Source organism: Oribacterium sp. HCP3S3_B9 (genome assembly GCF_052064255.1).
Lineage (GTDB): Bacteria > Bacillota > Clostridia > Lachnospirales > Lachnospiraceae > Oribacterium.
Genome location: NZ_JBQHVY010000001.1, coordinates 16,988 through 36,950, shown reverse-complemented (window position 1 = coordinate 36,950; position 19,963 = coordinate 16,988). Strand labels below are relative to the sequence as shown.

The following is a 19,963-nucleotide window of genomic DNA, read 5'->3' as shown; positions in this document are numbered from 1 at the left end:
GGCGGATGCTCGTGACGCTGTACCGGAACGTGGAGCAGAGACAGCGGCGAAACGTGCACCGGGATAAGTGAAAAGTATGTTACTGGATGATATACATGGACCGGAGGATCTGAAGAAACTGAATGATCATCAGCTCAGAAAACTCGCGTCCGAAATCAGACAATTTATCATAGAGAAAACCTCCGAGTACGGAGGCCACCTCGCCTCGAATCTCGGGGTGGTGGAGCTGACCATCGGGCTGTATCTGGCCCTCGATCTGCCAGAGGATAAGATCGTGTGGGATGTAGGCCATCAGGCCTATACTCATAAGATCCTGTCCGGTCGAAAGGAAAACTTCGACGGACTCCGGCAGTATCATGGCATGAGCGGCTTCCCGAAGCGGGCGGAGAGTCCGTTTGACTGCTTCGGTACGGGCCACAGCTCCACCTCGATTTCCGCCGGGCTCGGCATCGCCGCGGCCCGCGATATCAAGGGCGAGCACTATACCGTCGTGTCCGTCATCGGCGATGGCGCGCTGACCGGTGGCCTCGCGTATGAGGGACTCAATAACGCAGCCCAGATGAAGAAAAACTTCATCATCGTGCTGAACGACAACAAGATGTCGATCTCCCGAAACGTCGGCGGTATGTCGAAGTACCTGAACGGACTGCGTTCGAACCGTGGCTATAATCAGCTGAAGATCGATGTCGGCAGTACGCTGATGCGCGTACCGGGCGTCGGACCACAGCTCGTAAAGCGGGTGCAGCGGGCGAAGAACTCGCTGAAGCAGCTCCTCATTCCGGGCATGCTGTTCGAGGATATGGGCATCACCTACCTCGGGCCGATCGACGGTCACAACATCCGTGAGGTGGAGCGGACCATCGAGGGGGCGAAGAAGATCGACCACGCGGTGCTCGTGCACGTCCTGACCACGAAGGGCAAGGGCTATGCACCGGCAGAGCAGAATCCCGCGCACTATCACGGGGTTTCTCCGTTCGATCAGAAAACCGGAAAGGCGCTCTCGCCATCGAAGGAGAGCTACACCTCTGTTTTTTCGAAGACGCTGTGCCGTCTCGCCCGCGAAAATAAAAAAATCGTCGGCATCACCGCCGCGATGCCGGACGGTACCGGGCTCAGTGCGTTCGCAAAGGAATTCCCGGATCGTTTCTTCGATGTGGGCATCGCGGAGCAGCACGCCGTCACCTGTGCCGCCGGTATGGCAAGCAACGGCCTGAAGCCGGTGTTTGCGGTCTACTCGAGCTTCCTGCAGCGTGCCTACGACCAGATCGTGCATGACGTCTGCCTCCAGAAGCTGCCGGTCGTGTTCTGCATCGACCGTGCCGGCCTCGTGGGCTCCGACGGTGAGACGCACCAGGGGATCTTCGACTACAGCTATCTCACGCACATCCCGCACATGACGGTGATGGCACCGAAAAACGCCGATGAGCTCACAGCGATGCTGGCATTTGCGATGAAGTATCCGCTGCCGATCAGCATCCGCTATCCGCGTGGTGCGGCTTACCAGGGGCTTCGTGAATTTGCGGCACCGATCGAGCATGGCCGCGCCGAGCTTCTCTATCAGGGCAGTGATATCGCCCTCGTGGCCGTCGGTTCGATGGTCTCCACGGCGGAGCACATACGTGAAAAGGCCGTATCCTACGGCCATCAACTGACGCTCGTGAACGCGCGCTTCGTGAAGCCGATCGATACGGATATGCTGGATCGTCTCGCAGAAAACCATACCACGATCGTGACCCTCGAGGAGAACGTGAAGCAGGGTGGCTTCGGTATCCAGGTCGAGGCGTATATCCATGAGCATCATCCGGAGGTGAAGGTCGTGACGATCACCCTCCCGGACAAGTACGTGGAGCACGGCGATGTGACGAAGCTCCGCGCCTACCTCGGCATCGACAGCGACTCGATCATCGAGCGGCTCCGCCAGGAGGGCGTGATTCCGGCGGGGGATCCGGCCAATGCAGACGAGCGGAACGAAGAGAGCTCCGCGGGCGCTGAACCGGCGGACGAAACGAAGTGAAAACGCGCCGGAACGGGGACAGATGCGCCAGAATATGTGCATCGCCGACCCGGGCGTAGAAGAATACAAAGGGCAGAACACAGCCCGGAAAGAGTCATCAGTGAAGAAAGAACGACTTGACGTGCTGCTGGTCAATCGAGGACTGGCAGAATCCAGAGAAAAAGCGAAGCGCACCATTATGGCCGGCATCGTGTATGTCGATGGCCAGAAGGAAGATAAGGCCGGCTCTACCTTCGATCCGGAATCCGAGATCGAGGTCCGCGGTAACGTGCTTCCGTACGTCTCCCGTGGCGGTCTGAAGCTCGAGAAGGCGATCCGCGAGTTCGGCGTATCCTGTGAAGGCAAGGTCTGCCTCGATATCGGTGCCAGCACTGGCGGCTTCACCGACTGCATGCTGCAGAACGGTGCGGTCAGGGTCTTCGCGATCGATGTCGGCCACGGCCAGCTCGACTGGAAACTCCGAAACGATCCGCGTGTGGTCTGCATGGAGAAGACAAACATCCGCTATGTGAAGCCGGAGGATATCGGAGAGAAGGCACGGCTCGTGTCTATCGATGTCAGCTTTATCAGTCTGCAGCTCGTGCTGCCGGTGGTGAAGACCCTGATCGCCGAGGACTGTCAGGTCGTCTGCCTCATCAAGCCGCAGTTCGAAGCGGGTAGAGAGCAGGTCGGCAAGAAGGGCGTGGTCCGTGATAAGGCGGTCCATGTCGAGGTCATCGAGAAGACCATCACCGCCGCCTATGCCCTCGGCTTCATGCTGAAGGAGCTGACCTTCAGTCCGATCAAGGGACCGGAGGGGAATATCGAGTACCTCGCAGAGCTGATGCTCCGGCCGGATACCGCAACGGAGAACGATGATATGACCGTTTCCGACGCGACGGTGGAGAAGCCGGACGCAGCGGAGCACGAAGAAAACGCGGCCGACGGTGACGATGCAGCGGATCCGAAGCATTGGCCGACCGAGGGGGAGGAAAGCCCGGCACCGGCGTGGCTGCATGCGCGTGCGGTGGAGGTCGTAAAGGCATCCCACGCGATGCTCGACATCAAGTGAGGGCGATGCGCGCGGATAGAGGATCCTCTGGTTCGGGAGATGATGAGACATGAATATCACACTGGTAGTAAATGCGAAAAAGCCGGACTCCTGCCGCTATGCAGAGAGCATCCGGCAGTACCTCGAGGCGCGGGATGTGCAGGTGAAGGCGCTGTACGGTGAGTATACACGGGACGACTTCTCGGATGCGGACGCCATCATTTCCATCGGAGGTGATGGCACGATGCTTCGTCTCGCGGGCGTGCTGCGCGGACAGGATACACCGCTGCTCGGGGTCAATGCAGGCCACCTGGGGTATCTGACCCAGGTCTCGCAGGCGGACCAGATCCCGGGTGCGCTTGATCGGCTCCTCGCCCATGACTATACACGCGATGTGCGCGCCATGCTGCATGGCAGTGTGCGTCGAAATGGCGAGGTGATCCGCCGCGGAACCGCGCTGAATGAGATCCTGATCTCACGCTGTGAGGGCATCAGCGTGCTGCGCTTCACGGTGCTCTGTGATGGCGAGGAGCTCAGTCACTATACAGCGGATGGCATCCTTTTCGCGACGCCGACCGGCTCGACGGCCTATAATCTGTCGGCGGGCGGACCGATCGCGGCACCGGAGACCAGGGTCATCATCATGACGCCGATCTGCGCCCACTCGACGAACAGCCGACCGGTGATCCTGCCGGATACCAGCCATATCGAGGTGCGCATCGAATCGGAAAATGAAATCGTGGCCTTCGACGGTGAGCGGATCGTGCGTCTGCAGCCGGGCGACGTCGTGAAGGTGCGGCGTGCGAATGAGATGACCACCTTCGGGAAGCTTCGCGCGTCCAGCTTCCTGGAGACCCTGCGCGAGAAGATGGACGACGAAGACTGATGTACGCGGGCGTCGAAGATGCCCGGCTGAAAGACCACGGGTGCGTCCGAGGGACGTGGGGACACCGGTGATACGAGCGCTGCCGGGAGCGGCAGCATCCATGAAGAGGTTTACAAATGAAGAAATCCAGACACCAGAAAATCATCGATCTCGTGCAGCATACACGTATCGCAACGCAGGAGGAGCTGGCGGATATCCTGAACCAGGAAGGTTATAAGGTGACGCAGGCGACCGTTTCTCGTGATATCAAGGAGCTCAAGCTAAGCAAGGTCCCGGGACCGGGTGGCGTACAGTACTACCAGCTGCTGGAGCCGGAGGAGCAGGCGTACGCTGATAAGTATATCCGTGTACTGCGCGAGGCGCTGATGAGTATGGATACGGCAGGAAACCTGCTGGTGATCCGCACCATGTCCGGTATGGCGAACGCGGTCGCGGCGGCGCTCGATCACTTCCGCTTCGAAGAAATCGTCGGCACGCTGGCCGGCGATGATACCATCATGTGTGCAACGAAAAATGGTGACGATGCGGAGCGTATCATGCATAAGGTCAGAGGACTCCTCGGAGAGAAGAGCTGACGGAGCATCCAGGTACAGAGAATCTCCGCAGCGTACGCAGGTGGAAGAATCATGCAGACTGGGCGCTACGGCGTCCGGTCTTACTACATATAACGGAAGTTTCGGAGGAAACGCATATGTTATATCATCTTCATGTAAAGGATCTCGCCCTGATCGACTCCGCCGAGGTGGAGTTCGAGCCAGGGCTCAATATTCTGACCGGTGAGACGGGTGCCGGAAAGTCGATCCTGATCGGCTCCATCAATCTTGCGCTGGGCTCGAAGGCCAGCCGGGACATGATCCGCAGCGGACAACCGTATGGACTCGTGGAGCTTGTCTTCGGTGATTTCAGCGAGGAACTCGTCGGGAAGCTGCGGGCGCTCGACATCGAGCTGGAGGACGGGCAGCTCATCATCCGCCGGAAGATCTCCGCTACGCGTTCGGAAATCAAGATCAATGATGAGACCGTGACACTCGCGAAGCTCCGGAAGGTAACAGAGCTCCTCATCGACATCCACGGGCAGCATGAGCATCAGTCGCTCCTCCGGGACGGCTACCATCTGAAGATCCTCGACGATTTCCAGCAGAAGGAGACCGGGGCACTGCGTGCGGAGATCGCAGAGAAGTACCATGACTGGACGGCGCTCCGGGAGAAGCTCGCCGGCTTCGACATGGATGAGGCGCAGCGTCAGCGGGAGCTTGATTTCCTGCAGTTTGAGATCGACGATATCGAGAAGGCGGCACTGCGCGAGGGTGAGGAGGAAGAGCTCGCCCAGAAGTACCGGAAGTACCAGAATGCGCAGCGCATCTACGGTTCGGTCGCACGGACGCGGGAAATCCTCGACGGCGTTGATTTCTCGTCGGCGATCCACGAGATGCAGGATGCGCTTCAGTACGACAGCGCGCTTCAGAACGTCAGCGACAGCCTGTATGACCTCTCCTCGATCTCCGAGGATACCGTGCGTGCGCTCGACCACTATATGGAGGACAACGAGTACGACGAAGAGGATTTCCAGCTGGTGACGGAGCGGCTCGACTATATCCGCTCGATCATGATGAAGTATGGCGGAACTGTCGCGAAGGTGGAGGACACCCTCGTGGCGAAGAAGCAGCGCCTCGCTGAGCTCGAGGACTATGATGCGGCACGATCACGCTGCGAGAAGGCCGTGGCAAAGGCGGAGTCCGTGCTTCGGGCACGCTGTGCAGAGCTCACGAAGGCCCGTGAAAAGGGCGCGAAGCAGCTGAGTGAGCGCATCCGTCAGGAGCTGTCGGAGATGGGCTTCCTGGATATCCGCTTCGAGCTTCCGCTCAGCGCACTGAAGGAGCCGGGGGCGAATGGTATGGATGAGGCCCATTTTGTCGTGAGCCTGAACCCAGGTGAACCGCTGCGACCGCTCAGTGAGGTGGCGTCCGGTGGTGAGCTCAGCCGTATCATGCTGTCCATCAAGACTGTGCTGGCCGACAGCGATGAGATCCCGACCCTGATCTTCGACGAGATCGATACCGGTATCTCCGGTCGGACGGCAGAGAAAGTCTCAGAGAAGCTCCGGAAGATTGCACAGCTTCACCAGGTCATCCTGATCACGCATCTGCCGCAGATCGCAGCGAAGGCCGATCAGCATTTCTGCATCGAGAAGTCGGTGTCCGACGGCCATACACATACCAGGATCCATGCGCTCTCGGAAGAAGAATCCGTTCTTGAGCTTGCGCGACTGCTTGCGGGTGGCCAGATCACGGACGCAGTGCTCGCGAACGCGCGGGAGCTGAAGAAGCTGGCGCGACGGTGAGTGCGTGCCGGTCGACGGCATTGGCCGAACGAAGCTAAAAGCCTTGCGTAGCGCTTGACGAAGGATTAAAATAGATGCTATCTATAATTTATATTTCTATTTAAGAAATATGGACCGGAGGACTATAATGAAAAACATACTCATGCTCGCATCGGAGGCCGTGCCTTTCATCAAGACGGGCGGACTCGCGGACGTTGTCGGCTCGCTTCCGAAGACCATCGACAAGCAGTACTATGACTGTCGTGTCATGATTCCGAAGTATATGTGCATCCCGTGGGAGTGGCGCCAGAAGATGGAGTACGTGACCCACTTCTATATGAATTATCTCGGACAGGACCGCTATGTCGGTGTCCTGAAGTATGAGCACCAGGGCGTGACCTACTACTTCATCGACAACGAGTCGTATTTCTCCGGTGACCGTCCATACGGTGACTGGTACTGGGATCTCGAGAAGTTCTGCTTCTTCTGCTATGCAGCGCTGTCTGCGCTGCCGCTGCTCGACTGGCATCCGGATGTGATCCACTGTCACGACTGGCAGACCGGTCTCGTTCCGGTACTGCTGCATGACCGCTTCGCCGGCGGAGAGTACTACCGCTCCATCAAGTCGGTGATCACGATTCATAACCTCAAGTTCCAGGGTGTATGGGATGTGAAGACGATCCAGCGCTTCACCCAGCTGTCCGACTACTACTTCACACCGGATAAGCTCGAGTGTAAGAAGGATGGTAACCTCCTGAAGGGTGGTCTCGTGTATGCCGACGCGATCACGACGGTTTCCGATACCTATGCGGAGGAGATCAAGATGCCGTTCTACGGAGAGGGCCTCGATGGACTGCTTCGTGCACGTGCGCATGATCTCCGCGGCATCGTTAACGGCATCGACTATGATGACTGGAATCCGGAGACGGATAAGTACCTCGTAAAGCCGTTCAACGCACGCAACTTCCGGAAGGAGAAGGCGAAGAACAAGAAGGCACTCCAGGAGCAGTTCGGCATGAACGTGGATCCGGGCAAGATGATGATCGGTATCGTATCCCGTCTCACCGACCAGAAGGGTCTCGATCTCGTCGAGTGCATCATGGATGAGCTTTGCCAGGATGATATCCAGTTCGTGGTGCTCGGTACCGGGGATGAGAAGTATGAGAACATGTTCCGTCACTATGACTGGAAGTACCATGATAAGGTATCCGCACAGATTTACTATTCCAATGAAATCAGCCATAAGATTTATGCTTCCTGCGATGCATATCTGATGCCGTCCCTCTTCGAGCCGTGCGGACTCAGCCAGCTGATCGCCCTCCGCTACGGAACGGTTCCGATCGTACGTGAGACCGGTGGTCTGCGCGATACCGTACAGCCATATAACGAGTACGAGGATAGCGGAAACGGCTTCTCCTTCTCGAACTACAACGCGCATGAGATGCTCGGCACGATCCGCTATGCCGAGAGCGTATACTACGACCATAAGCGTGAGTGGAACAAGCTCGTGGACCGTGCGATGGCTGCGGACTATTCCTGGAAGACCAGCGTCATGAAGTACCAGGAGCTGTATGACTGGCTCATAGGGTACTAATCAGAAAGAACATACTAGATGAATTTTTTGGATGACTTATTACAGAACTATATGCTGGTTTCGGCGGTGGTTTCCTGGTTTCTCGCGCAGGTGATCAAAACTGCGCTGGATGCCTATCTGAACCACGGCATCAGCTGGGAGCGTCTCACCGGATCCGGTGGGATGCCGTCGAGCCACACCTCTACGGTTGTGGCACTGACGACCGCTGCCGCACTCCAGTATGGACTCCAGTCGCCGGCCTTCGCGGTCAGCTTCATCCTGGCCAGCGTCGTCATGTACGATGCGACCGGCGTACGCATGGAGACCGGAAAGCAGGCGGTGCTTCTCAATAAGATCCTCGAGGATAACCCGTTTAACTGGAAGCCGGAGGAGTTTCAGATGAAGCTGAAGGAGTATGTCGGCCACACACCGCTGCAGGTGCTGATGGGGGCGATCCTCGGCATCGCGACGGCCTTCTGGATGCGCGGCTTTTATTAAAAGAAAGAACTACTGAATGACGTTTAAACGACTTTTCAAGAAAACAGTGCTTGTACTGAGCTGCGTGCTGATGGCATGCAGCTTCATTTCGTGTAAGGGTATCGAAATCACGGGTAAAACAGAGGATGTCGACGGCTATACGGAGGCACAGGCGATGATCGTGATCGGCTCCGAGCGAAACCGCTATCAGAATCAGCTCGGTGCGGAAATCTGGGATCTGCCGGTGGAAAACCAGCAGGAGAGTACCTACGGTCCATACTTCGTTGCGAAGATGAAGGAGTTTCTTCAGGACATCAAGACGCTGAATCTGCTGGCGACCGAGAAGGGGATCATCGCGACCTCGACGGATATGGAGAAGATCCGTACTGTCGCACACGACTTCTACGACGGCCTGAGCGCAGAGGATATGGCCTTCATGGGTGACTGCACGCTCGAGGATGTCATCTCGATCTATACCGAGTATTTCGTGGCCTGCAAGACCGCCGAGTACCTGATCTCGGATGTGGATTCCGAGGTCTCCGATGCAGATGCGAAGATCATCCGTGTGCAGGAAATCGTGGTCTCGGATGAGCTCCTCGCAGAGCAGCTTCTGCAGCAGGTGAATGTTTCGGGCGCAAACTTCTCCTACTACGCGCGTCAGAACAGCGAGGATCCGAACATCGAGAAGACGCTCGCGAAGTCTGAGAAGGAGGACGCTATCTACCAGGCGGCCTTCGCCCTCGAGGAGGGACAGATCTCGGATATTATCGAGCAGGATGGCAAGTACTATATTCTGAAATGCATCGATGCCTACGATGAGGCGGCGACCCTCGAGCGTAAGAAAAAGCTCGAGGAAACGATTCGCTCGAATGCACTCCTCAAGCAGTATACGGCGTACGCGGATGAGCACATCGTCCGTTTCCGTGAACCGTTCTGGAAGGAGATCGATCTCACGGCACATCCGGAGAGCGACGCCGATAATTTCTTTTCGCTGTTTGATGAGAACATCACGTTCTGATGAAACAACGCTTGCTGAGACGGGCGCAAAAGCTTAGATCCGAGCCGTTGAAAAAATAAAAACGAACCCCTGGAAATCTCCAGGGGTTCGTTTTTTTGAAAAACATCAAAGTCCGATGACGATCCCGCCGTCCTCTGCGTAGACGGTGGCGACGCCCATGGCGTCGGTGATCACGATCTCGCGGAATGATGCGAGCTTCAGAAACTCTTCTTTTACGAGCTCGGCACGGGCCGGGTTGTTCACGTGCGTGATACAGAGACGGAGAAGAGCGGTCTTCTCTGGACCGCCGGCCTTTTCAACCGCGATCTGGCACATACGCTTCAGTGCCTTGTTGATGCCGCGCTGGTTCTCGAGCTGGATGATGACACCGCCGTTGGCACTCATGATCGGCTTGATGTTGAGGGCGGATGCGAGGAAGGACTTCACGGCAGACAGACGTCCATTCTTCCGGAGGGTGTCGAGGGATTCAATCACGAAATAGGTCTTCATCGTCTGGATCTTTTCGTTTACGAGGGTGACGACCTCGTCGAAGCTTTTTCCGGCTTCCTTTAATTCCTTAATCGTAAGGCAGAAATTCAGCTGACCGGCTGATGCGGTATCGGAGCTGAATACATAGATCTTTCGTCCGTCGTCCGGGTGCTCCTCCTCGTACATCTGCTTTCCGATGACGGCGGCCTGATAGGAGCCGGAGAGATGCTCGGAGAGGGTGATGACATATACTTCATCGGCATCACTTTCCTCCATCGCCTTCATATAGGCTTCCGGAGACGGGCAGGCGGTTTTCGGTCCGATCGGTGAGGCGTGTACACGCTTCAGAAAATCGAGCTGATCGAAGTGGTCGTCATCCACGACGGAATAATCTCCGATTTCCAGCGTGAGCGGAACGAGCGTAAAATGCGGATCCGCCTTCAGTGCCGGGGTATAATCACAACAGCTGTCACCTATAACCTTATAGTTCATGCTTCGCCTCTTTAACAACACATAGTTTTCAATACTAGATATTATAGCAGACGGGCATGACATGTCAATCGGGAGTCTAGGTGTGATGGGGCTCAGACATGCAGGGGCCCCTCCGGGGCTCCCTGCCTGTTGAAAAACCTTAAGGAAGTCGTTCTTGCCTATAGGGAGCTTCTGGGTTAAGATGTAGGCATAATTGACAAAAACGTAATTGTAGATCTTTACGCTTTTATAGATATTGGTGAGAGTGATTTATGAAGGAAAAGAATTTGAAGCAAGGTTTAGCGGATGATCTGGACATTGAGGATATAGATTTGAAGAATGAAGGTCCGGTTGAGAATGCAGAACCGGATGGTTATGATGTCGCGACGGGTGAGCCGGTGTATGATACCTTTGACGAGGATCCGAAGGAGATGGAGCGGCTGTATGAGGAGCGGCTCGCGGCGCGTCGGGCGGAGCGTCAGGCGCGGTACCGTGCGCGGGTGCGGAAGGCCTGGTTCTACCGTATTCTGGCGGCGTTTATTCTGATCGATGTGATCCTGCTGCTCGCAGTCGGTGTGCGTGCGCTCGGTGGGAAGCTTCACTTCGGGAAGCAGGGCGAGACGCAGGAGAGTGTGCTGAACCCGGGCAGCGATGCGTCGGATGAAGCCAATGCAGGCGACGGGACGGTGGTGGTGACTTCGGGAGAGAACGGCGGCGAAACAGAGACCGCTGCTGCGCCACGGGATGCGCGGACAGCACTCTTTGCGAAGGCAGATCGACTCGCTGCGATGTATGACTATGATGCCGCGGCAGAGACATTGGCGAACTCCGACTATAAGGAGGACCCGGAGGCGCTGAGCCGGATCGAGCGCTATCAGGCGACCGCAGCGACGATGGTGGCGGCGGACAACAGTGAGATCACGCATGTGTTCTTCCATATCCTGACGGTGGATACGGAGCGCGCGTTTACCGATGACAGGCAGGGGAAGGACTTCAATCAGGTCATGACGACCATCCCGGAGTTCGAGAAAATCCTGCAGCAGATGTATGAGCGCGGCTACGTGCTCGTGGGGCTCCATGACATCGCGGAGGTGCAGAAGCAGGACGACGGCACGGAGAAGATGGTGTCGAAGAAGATCATGCTGCCGGAGGGGAAGAAGCCGTTCGTGATGTCGGAGGACGACGTCTGCTACTATGAGTACATGGAGGGCCGCGGCTTCGCGGATAAGATGGTGCTCGACGAGAACGGGAAGCTGAAGCTGCAGTATACGGATGCTGCGGGCAATGTCTCTATCGGGGATTATGATATCGTCCCGATCCTGGACAACTTCGTCGACGAGCATCCGGATTTCTCCTATCGTGGTGCGAAGGCCATCATGGCGTTCACGGGCTACAACGGTGTGCTCGGTTACCGTACGGATGAGACCTACGATGCGAGCTCGCCGAACTATGATCCGAAGAATACGGCGAATCCGAACATCGAGGCGGATCGGGAGACGGTGAAGACGCTGATGAAGGCGCTGGTAGAGGATGGCTATGAGCTCGCTTCCCACAGCTGGGGTCACATCAACTTCACGAACCGGAGCCTCGCGGATCTCACACGGGACACGGATCGCTGGGAGCGGAATGTCGAGACGCTGATGCCGGAGCCGTGTGATATCATCCTTTATCCGTTCGGTGCGGATATCGGCGACTGGCACCCGTACAGTGCCGACAATGAGAAGTTCCAGATGCTTGACAAGGCGGGCTTCCGCTACTTCTGTAATGTCGACTCCACGAAGGCATGGACGCAGATCAGTGGAGACACCATGCGCCAGGGGCGCCGGAATCTCGACGGCTATCGCCTCTGGAAGGACTACTGTGGCGAAGACACGAAGCTCAGCGACCTCATGGACGTGCAGAGCGTCTTCGACACCAGACGGCCGACACCGATTGAGTGGAATTAATCGCTGAACACCGCAGAAGGCGGTGCTTAGCGATGCCCCCGGGCAGTGTCTCCTTGTACAGATTACATTTAATCTGCTTGAAAGTCGGGGGCGGTGGTGTTATACTACTTTTGCAAATTAAAGCATGAAAGCTCACACGTTGAAACTGAGAACCAGTAAAGCAGTGTGCAGCTTTCGTGCTTAAGTAATATACAGGAGTTGTTAACAGGATGAATAGTAAGTTAAAAACAAAGGAAGTTGATCATTTATTTGATGCGGTGCTGACGCTGGAGTCGAAGGAGGAGTGCTACAAGTTCTTCGAGGATGTATGCACGATCAATGAGCTGCTGTCCATGGCACAGCGCTATGAGGTGGCGAAGATGCTGCGTGAGGGGGAGACCTATCTCAACATCGCGAAGGCGACCGGTGCGTCGACGGCGACGATCTCCCGTGTGAATCGTTCGCTGAACTACGGTGCCGACGGCTATGATATGGTCTTCAGTCGTCTGGGACTCGAGGATAATCTGAAGAAGAAATAAGATGAGGCAGGAAACCCCCGCTCCGAAAGGAGCGGGGGTTTCATTATTTTTTCACCTTCGATGCGCGCTCGGCGGCCTGGCGCTCGAGGTCGATGTCGTGGAGCTGATCCGCGACCTTCTCCATAAGGAGCTTCTTCAGGTAGATGTCGGTGCCGATCTCACAGAGGAAGAGGAAGAGCTGGAGCTCCTTCCGGTCCTCGTCGGAGAGCTGCTGGAAGCGAGGGTCGCTTTCCTGAAAGGTTTCCTGTGCATTGACGCCCATCTCGCTGACATCGCGGAGGGTTTTCGCCTTCACGGCCGGCTCGAGGTCGAAGATTTCATCGTAGATGTCCTTCAGCTTCGCGTCGCCCTGGCCATCGAAGTACTTCTCCTTCAGCGGGCGGAGGATCGCCTCGATATCGTTCAGCTGGAGGATGCTCTTATAATAGTAGATGAAAAGCAGGATCAGCATATGATCGCGACTGTAGCGCTTCTTATCCGGCGGCGGCAGAAGCTTGTTCTTCGCATAGTTGTTGATCATCGTCTTCGTCAGCACCTTATCCTCCGGATGCCGCTTGATGGTCGTGAGGTGGCTGTCCATGAAGCCGGTTACCTGATCCATGTAGAGCTCGAGGTTCGGGATGTCATCGGAGGCGATGTGCCCGATCGACTGCAGATATTCCATTAAATTCTGAAAAAAATGTTCGTCCATAGCAGCGATTATAACACATTCACACCGGAGCGACAAGACATGGTTTTCTAAACCATGTGGATGTTACTGCTCAATCGTAGCTCGGCAACCGTCCTCCGAGCCACTCCTTGACTTAACTACGTTTGAGCACTGACGAGGGTTCTCCGGGGCAGCTCTTTGCTTGAATTCAACTGGACTTCTGTGCTATAATTCACGCACATTCGTTTTGATAAATAATCTGAGATTTAGGAGAGTTATGGAAAATCTGGAGAAGATTCTGAATAAGGAGCAGTGTGAGGCGGTGCGCTGCACGGAGGGGCCGCTGCTGGTGCTGGCGGGTGCGGGTTCCGGGAAGACGCGTGTGCTGACGCATCGTGTGGCCTACCTCATCGAGAACTGTGGTGTCGCGCCGTGGAACGTCCTTGCGATCACGTTCACGAATAAGGCGGCGGGGGAGATGCGGGAGCGTGTCGACCGGCTGATCGGAACGCAGGCGCGTGAGGTCTGGGTATCGACCTTCCATTCGATGTGTGTTCGCATCCTCCGGCGCTATATCGATCGTCTCGGCTACAAATCGGATTTCTCCATCTATGATACGGATGATCAGAGGACGCTGATGAAGCAGGTGCTGAAGGAGCTCAGCATCGACCCGAAGATGTTTAAGGAGCGCGTGGTGCTGTCGGTGATTTCCGGTGCGAAAAACCGGGGCGTGAGCCCGCTCGAGTTCCGAAAGGAGGAGGCCAGCGGCGGGGACCTGCGCATGCGGAAGATGGCGGACTGCTTCGAGCTTTATGAAAAGAAGCTGCATCAGAACGACGCGCTCGACTTCGACGATCTTCTGCTGAAGACCGTGGAGCTGTTCGAGACGGAGCCGGAGGTGCTTCAGTACTATCAGGAGCGCTTCCGCTACATCATGGTCGACGAGTACCAGGATACGAACGATATTCAGTTCCGTCTCGTGCATGCGCTCGCGAAGAAGTACCGGAATCTCTGTGTCGTCGGCGATGACGACCAGAGCATCTATGCCTTCCGTGGTGCGAACCTCGAGAACATCCTGAGCTTCGAGAAGAGCTTCCCAGGTGCACGCGTGATCAAGCTCGAGCAGAACTATCGCTCCACCGAGAAGATCCTCGACTGTGCCAATGCGGTCATCCGCCACAATCATGGCCGGAAGCAGAAGAAGCTGTGGACCGAGAAAAAGGGCGGTCCGGATGTCCGCTTCCAGGAGTTTGAGGGAGCCAATGATGAAGCACAGGCGGTGATCCGGGAGGCCCGGAACTGCGGCAGGGCGTATCATGACCAGGCGGTGCTCTACCGGACGAACGCGCAGTCGCGACTGCTCGAGGAGCAGTGCATCAAGATGAGCGTGCCGTATCAGATCATCGGGGGTGTCAACTTCTACCAGCGCCGGGAGATCAAGGATGTCCTCGCGTACATGAAGCTGATCGCGAACGGTGCGGATGATGTCGCCTTCGAGCGTATCATCAACGTGCCGAAGCGCGGCATCGGCGAGGCGACCCTGCAGAAGCTCCGGAGCTATGCGGCAGATACATCGACTGCGGAGCATCGCATCACCCTGCTCGAGGCGGCGGAGCGTGCACCGATGATCGGGATCGGCGGAAAGGCGGGCACGAAGCTGACGGAGTTCGTCGAGCGCATGGACGACTGGCGGGAGAAGCTCCGAAGAGCCGGTTACCTCGAGACCGAGGCGGAGCCGGGTGAGGAGGACAGCTTCTCGATTCAGGCACTGATCGAGTCGGTGCGGGATGATACCGGTTACGGTATGGAGATCCGGGCGGAAGGAACGATCGAAGCCGAGACCCGCTTTCAGAACATCGAGGAGATCATCAGTAAGGCAGCGGACTATCAGGCACAGAGCGACGCGCCGAAGCTCGGTGAGTTCCTGGAGGATGTGTCGCTGGTGGCAGACATCGATCGGAAGGACGAGGGACAGGATCTTCTGACGCTGATGACGCTGCATGGTGCGAAGGGACTCGAGTTCCCGAAGGTGTACCTCGTCGGGATGAACGACGGACTCTTCCCTGGCTTCGCGTCTATCGGAAATCCGGAGGATCTCGAGGAGGAGCGTCGTCTCTGCTACGTCGGCATCACCCGTGCCCAGGAGGAGCTGGTGATGACCTCTGCGCGGAGCCGTATGCTGAACGGCGCGTATGAGCGGATGAAGCCGTCGAAGTTCATCGATGAGATCCCGGATGAGCTCTGCGATAAGAAGCTGCTGAAGAGCTACGACGATATGTTCCAGGATGACGACTATGGCGACTCGGATATCTTCGGCGGGGGCGCACGACGCTTCGGTGCGAAGGGCGGACGCTCCGGCGGATATGGTTCCGGCAGCAGTTATGGCAGCCGTGGAGGCAGTTCGAGCAGCTACGGCGGTGGATCTGGCTCCGGCAGCTACGTCGGACGATCGGGCGCGTATGGATCGGGCAGTGGCAGCAGCTTCGGGGCTGGTGCCGGCAGCTTCGGGGCGAACAGCTATGGTCTGCAGGGCATGGGTTCAGTCGGCTATCTCGCGAAGAGCGGGGCAGGTGCAGCCCGGAAGAAGGGCGCAGGCATTCCGAAGAGTCTAGTTCAGACCGGCATCCAGAAGCTCGAGACCCTCGACTATGCGGTCGGTGATCGTGTGAAGCACATCAAGTTCGGAGAAGGTACCGTCGAGGCCATCGAGGACGGAAAGAAGGATTATACCGTGACGGTAAACTTCGATACCGCTGGCCAGAAGAAGATGCTTGCGAGCTTCGCGAAGCTGAAAAAGCTGTGAAAACGTAGTCAAACGGGGTCGGCGATGGTATACTTTTCTTAATAGAAAAACAGCGCAGGAGGTGCCATATGGAGAAGCTGGATATGAATGCATTGAGAACAAATGCAAGAGAGTTCGCGGACAGTGTCAGAACATATAAGGATGATGCCAGAGATCACGCGGAGCTTCTGCTTCAGAAGCTGAAGCTGCAGGAGTACATCCAGGAGAAGAAGGAGGATGAGCGTCTGAAGAAGACGATCCTCACCGTGCTCGCCATCATCGGATGTGTCGCGACCGTCGCAGGGATCGCGTATGCCGTTTATCGTTTCATGATGCCGGATTACCTCGAGGACTATGATGACTTCGAGGATGATGCGGATGATTTCGAGGACGAGGACTGAAGATTTATACGATTTACAACAGGGTCGGCAAAGGCCGACCCTGTTTTTCTGTCGTGAGATGTGGTAGAGTGTGATCACAAAAAAGAGTCAGGAACGCGGATGCAGGCATGGGCCGCACCGCGATGGAGAAGGATGAAGAGTATGAGAGTATGTGATAATGCGGAAATCTGTGGCGGCTGCTTCTATCAGGGCACGAGCTACGAGGAAGAGCTGAAGACGAAGGAGGAGACGCTACATGCACTGTTTGAGCCGGTGGTACGCTCGAATGCGTATACCTTCGAGCCGATCGTGCCGTCACCGGTCTCTGAGGGCTACCGGAATAAGATGGAGTTTTCCTTCGGCGACTGCCGGATGGGCGGGGAGCTGACGCTGGGACTCCACCAGAAGCGGAGCTTCTTTAACATCATCGATGCGGATGTCTGCCAGCTGACGCATCCGGATGCGGGCGTGATCGTGCAGGCGACGCGGGCATACTTCGCGGAGCTGGACATCACCTACCTTCATAAGAAGACACGGGAGGGCTACCTCCGTCATCTGCTCTACCGCCGTGCAGTGAAGACCGGCGAGATCCTCGTGGATCTCGTGACCTCGACGAACTGGGCGAGTGCGAAGCGTGTGCCGGCATCCGAGGAGCTGATCGCGGAGCGTCAGAAGGGACTCGACGAGTGGTTCGAGCGACGCTACAGCCCGAAGGCTCAGCAGAAGCATACCCGTCCGACCGCAGACCGCTTCGTGCGGGTGCAGCCGGAGCTCTCCGAAGAGGAGGTGCTCGCCGGCTGGCGCGATCGACTGCTGCAGCTGAAGGCCGAGGGAAAGATCGAGGGTACCTTCGCCGGTATCCTGCATACAAAGAACGACACCCTGGCGGATATCGTCGAGGACCAGGGCACCGAGGTACTCTACGGCGAACGCTTCTTCTATGAGGAGATCCTGGGACTTCGCTTCCGCATCACCCCGTTCAGCTTCTTCCAGACGAACTCCCTCGGTGCGGAGAAGCTCTACACGAAGGTGCGCGAGTATGCCGGATTTACGGAGCTGCAGGCGGCGCAGCAGGCCGCAGTCAATGCAGGCGACGCGGGGGCAGACACTGCGCAGAAAGGTGTGGACGCTGGTCAGCCGGGCCCGGCCGATCCGGCGCGAGCTTCGGTGAAAAAGCCGGTGATTTACGACCTCTACTCCGGCACCGGTACGATCACACAGCTGATGAGCTCCGTGGCGAGCATGGCGGTCGGTGTCGAGATCGTCCCGGAGGCCGTGGCGGCTGCGCACGAGAATGCGAAGCTGAACGGCATCGAGAACTGCGATTTCATCGCCGGCGATGTGCTGAAGGTTATCGAGGAGGGCGGCCGCCTCATCCGTGAGGACGGCAGCTACGAGGACGCACCGCGCCCGGATATGATCATCCTCGACCCGCCGCGGGACGGCATCCATGCGAAGGCGCTCGCAAAGATCATCGACTACGGCGTCGACCGCCTGATCTACGTGGCGTGTAAGCCGAAGAGCCTCGCCCGTGACCTCGTGCCGCTTCAGGACGCCGGCTACGAGGTCGAGAAGCTCTGCCCGGTCGACATGTTCCCGCGCACGAACAACTGCGAGTGTATCTGTCTGCTCAAGCGCAGAAAAGCGTGATTCCAATCATGGGGCCAGCCTCTTACGTAAGGGGGTCTGACCCCATTAAATTTTTATAAACTCGCGACGGGAATTCCCCACTTGTGTTTTTCCGTATATATCGTATAATTTTCGAGTCAATATTCAGTAAAGAAGTATGGGAGAGGTAAGCATGAGTAAGGGAATCGTCGTGATCGGGGCTACGTTCGTGGATATCAAGGGGTATCCGGAGGGGAAGTACGTGCCGGCCGGCGAAATGCAGGCACGGTCTGCGAGGTGCATGGTGGTGTGAGCCGGAATGTGGCGGAGGATATCGCGAATGTGGAGCTGCGGCCGACCTTCGTCAGTGTGGTGGATAACTCCGGGATCAGTACGGATGTCATCAACAAGCTGAACCGGCATAAGGTGGATACCAGCTACATCCGTCGCACCGAGGATGGGCTCGGTACGTGGCTCGCGGTGTTTTCACATAACGGTGATGTGGTCGCGTCGATCTCGAAGCGTCCGGATCTCTCAGAGATCTCGACGATTCTGAAGGAGCAGGGCGATGAGATCATCGCAGATGCAGATGCCGTGACGGTCGACATCGATATGGAGTCCTATATTCTGAAGCAGATCCTGGACCTCGCGGAGAAGTACCATAAGCAGGTCTATGCGGTGGTGTCGAATATGTCCATCGCAATGGAGCGTCGTGACCTTATGAAGCGAACCGCATGTCTCGTGTGCAATGCGCAGGAGGCCGGGCTGCTGTTCTCGGATGACTATAAGAAGCTGTCACCGGAGGAGCTGGCGCCGATCATCGGTCGCAAGGTGAAATCTGCGCAGTATCCACGTATGGTCGTGACCATGGGCGAGCAGGGCGCTGTCTATGCGGAAATCGATGGAAGCTTCGGCATCTGTCCGCCGATCAATGTCGCCGTCGTCGATACGACGGGTGCCGGGGATGCATTCTTCTCCGGTGTGACCATCGGCCTCACCTACGGAAAGACCCTCGGCGAGGCCTGCCATATCGGTGCGCGTCTCGCAAGCTCGGTGATTTCCACGACGGATAATGTATGCCCGCGTTTCATGCCGGAGGAGTTTGAGCTGAAGGTGGATAGATTTTAAGCTCGGTGAAGGGGCCCTCCGGGGCGTTTCACTGAACTAAAAAGAGCGATGGTTCATCGAACCATCGCTCTTTTACTTTTACGTATCGCTTCTAATTATTCAGCGTGGATAGCGCCTGTTGGGCAAGCTTCCTCGCAAGCACCACAATCGATGCAGGTACCAGCGTCTACAACATACTTGCTGTCGCCAGCAGAAATAGCCTCAACCGGGCAGGTAGATGCACAAGCACCGCAGCTAACGCACTCATCAGAAATAACATGTGCCATGATAAAATTCCTCCTAGAATAAAGATTTAATTGAATGGTTTTCGTACTTCCGTACGACCTATGCCTGTATATTAATATAGATTCTCGAAAACTACAACCTGAAAAATTTCAAAAAATGTATTTTTTTGAAAAATTCTTTTAGTTAAGGCTAACCATATCATACCTAGTAAATAGGGGATATTTGAGACGGCACATCACTATATATTGTGGTCTGACGTCGAGAAAACGGATACGGTTATGGATGCATTTCTCTGGAGTTATGATAAAATACCTGTGGGCACGCCGGGCGGACGGATGCTATACTGATGCGTGCTATGGGATGCAGAGACAAGTGCGGGTGCGCCCCGTTTGAGTCGGACTCGGGGGTCTGGATGTCGCGCTTATCTACTATATAAACCTCTTCAGGCTGCCTGCGGATGCGAAGCGCAG

17 protein-coding genes are annotated in these 19,963 nt (G+C 56.6%); 14 read left to right on the top strand and 3 right to left on the bottom strand.

Features of this window, described 5'->3' with window-relative positions:
* The first annotated feature begins 76 nt into the window (after nt 1-76).
* From dxs to ACTNC3_RS00135, 8 genes are all read left to right on the top strand, one after another.
* Nucleotides 77-2,014: a 1-deoxy-D-xylulose-5-phosphate synthase gene (gene dxs, locus ACTNC3_RS00170; protein WP_441226081.1), complete on the top strand. Its 1,938-nt coding sequence runs from the start codon at nt 77-79 to the stop codon at nt 2,012-2,014.
* A gap of 100 nt (nt 2,015-2,114) precedes the next feature.
* Nucleotides 2,115-3,065, top strand: coding sequence for a TlyA family RNA methyltransferase (locus ACTNC3_RS00165; RefSeq protein WP_441226080.1), 951 nt, complete (start codon nt 2,115-2,117; stop codon nt 3,063-3,065).
* Nucleotides 3,066-3,114: 49 nt separating this feature from the next.
* On the top strand, nt 3,115-3,930 hold the full coding sequence (locus ACTNC3_RS00160) for an NAD(+)/NADH kinase (protein ID WP_441226079.1): 816 nt from the start codon (nt 3,115-3,117) through the stop codon (nt 3,928-3,930).
* Between the two features lie 116 nt (nt 3,931-4,046).
* Complete coding sequence (argR, locus tag ACTNC3_RS00155) at nt 4,047-4,505, top strand: arginine repressor (RefSeq protein ID WP_410042560.1); 459 nt, start codon at nt 4,047-4,049, stop codon at nt 4,503-4,505.
* A gap of 116 nt (nt 4,506-4,621) precedes the next feature.
* Complete coding sequence (recN, locus tag ACTNC3_RS00150; protein WP_441226078.1) at nt 4,622-6,271, top strand: DNA repair protein RecN; 1,650 nt, start codon at nt 4,622-4,624, stop codon at nt 6,269-6,271.
* A 127-nt stretch (nt 6,272-6,398) separates the two neighbouring features.
* The gene (gene glgA, locus ACTNC3_RS00145; protein ID WP_441226077.1) at nt 6,399-7,844 is read left to right on the top strand and encodes a glycogen synthase GlgA; all 1,446 of its coding nucleotides are present in this window, start codon (nt 6,399-6,401) and stop codon (nt 7,842-7,844) included.
* A gap of 18 nt (nt 7,845-7,862) precedes the next feature.
* Nucleotides 7,863-8,321, top strand: coding sequence for a divergent PAP2 family protein (locus tag ACTNC3_RS00140; protein WP_410042563.1), 459 nt, complete (start codon nt 7,863-7,865; stop codon nt 8,319-8,321).
* 16 nt (nt 8,322-8,337) lie between these two features.
* Nucleotides 8,338-9,318 (top strand): peptidylprolyl isomerase, encoded by a 981-nt coding sequence (locus ACTNC3_RS00135; protein ID WP_410042564.1) that lies wholly within the window; start codon nt 8,338-8,340, stop codon nt 9,316-9,318.
* Between the two features lie 105 nt (nt 9,319-9,423).
* Here ACTNC3_RS00135 and ACTNC3_RS00130 read toward each other — a convergent pair whose 3' ends face one another.
* Nucleotides 9,424-10,278: a DegV family protein gene (locus tag ACTNC3_RS00130; protein ID WP_441226076.1), complete on the bottom strand. Its 855-nt coding sequence runs from the start codon at nt 10,276-10,278 to the stop codon at nt 9,424-9,426.
* A gap of 311 nt (nt 10,279-10,589) precedes the next feature.
* On the opposite strand from ACTNC3_RS00130, the gene ACTNC3_RS00125 reads away from it, so the two are divergent.
* Both ACTNC3_RS00125 and ACTNC3_RS00120 read left to right on the top strand, forming a co-directional pair.
* Complete coding sequence (locus ACTNC3_RS00125; protein WP_441226075.1) at nt 10,590-12,203, top strand: polysaccharide deacetylase family protein; 1,614 nt, start codon at nt 10,590-10,592, stop codon at nt 12,201-12,203.
* Between the two features lie 209 nt (nt 12,204-12,412).
* The gene (locus ACTNC3_RS00120; RefSeq protein WP_441226074.1) at nt 12,413-12,721 is read left to right on the top strand and encodes a YerC/YecD family TrpR-related protein; all 309 of its coding nucleotides are present in this window, start codon (nt 12,413-12,415) and stop codon (nt 12,719-12,721) included.
* Between the two features lie 43 nt (nt 12,722-12,764).
* Here the strand turns inward: ACTNC3_RS00120 and ACTNC3_RS00115 are convergent, their stop codons facing one another.
* On the bottom strand, nt 12,765-13,385 hold the full coding sequence (locus tag ACTNC3_RS00115) for a DUF1836 domain-containing protein (RefSeq protein ID WP_441226073.1): 621 nt from the start codon (nt 13,383-13,385) through the stop codon (nt 12,765-12,767).
* A 262-nt stretch (nt 13,386-13,647) separates the two neighbouring features.
* On the opposite strand from ACTNC3_RS00115, the gene ACTNC3_RS00110 reads away from it, so the two are divergent.
* The 4 genes from ACTNC3_RS00110 to ACTNC3_RS00095 all read left to right on the top strand — a co-directional run bounded on the left by ACTNC3_RS00110 (nt 13,648) and on the right by ACTNC3_RS00095 (nt 19,268).
* Complete coding sequence (locus ACTNC3_RS00110) at nt 13,648-16,173, top strand: ATP-dependent helicase (RefSeq protein ID WP_441226072.1); 2,526 nt, start codon at nt 13,648-13,650, stop codon at nt 16,171-16,173.
* Between the two features lie 68 nt (nt 16,174-16,241).
* The gene (locus tag ACTNC3_RS00105; RefSeq protein WP_410042572.1) at nt 16,242-16,553 is read left to right on the top strand and encodes a DUF4366 domain-containing protein; all 312 of its coding nucleotides are present in this window, start codon (nt 16,242-16,244) and stop codon (nt 16,551-16,553) included.
* Nucleotides 16,554-16,694: 141 nt separating this feature from the next.
* The gene (locus ACTNC3_RS00100) at nt 16,695-18,182 is read left to right on the top strand and encodes a class I SAM-dependent RNA methyltransferase (RefSeq protein ID WP_441226071.1); all 1,488 of its coding nucleotides are present in this window, start codon (nt 16,695-16,697) and stop codon (nt 18,180-18,182) included.
* Nucleotides 18,183-18,449: 267 nt separating this feature from the next.
* Complete coding sequence (locus ACTNC3_RS00095) at nt 18,450-19,268, top strand: carbohydrate kinase family protein (protein ID WP_441226070.1); 819 nt, start codon at nt 18,450-18,452, stop codon at nt 19,266-19,268.
* 95 nt (nt 19,269-19,363) lie between these two features.
* Here the strand turns inward: ACTNC3_RS00095 and ACTNC3_RS00090 are convergent, their stop codons facing one another.
* Nucleotides 19,364-19,534 (bottom strand): DUF362 domain-containing protein, encoded by a 171-nt coding sequence (locus tag ACTNC3_RS00090; protein WP_410042575.1) that lies wholly within the window; start codon nt 19,532-19,534, stop codon nt 19,364-19,366.
* Nucleotides 19,535-19,963 lie beyond the last annotated feature (429 nt).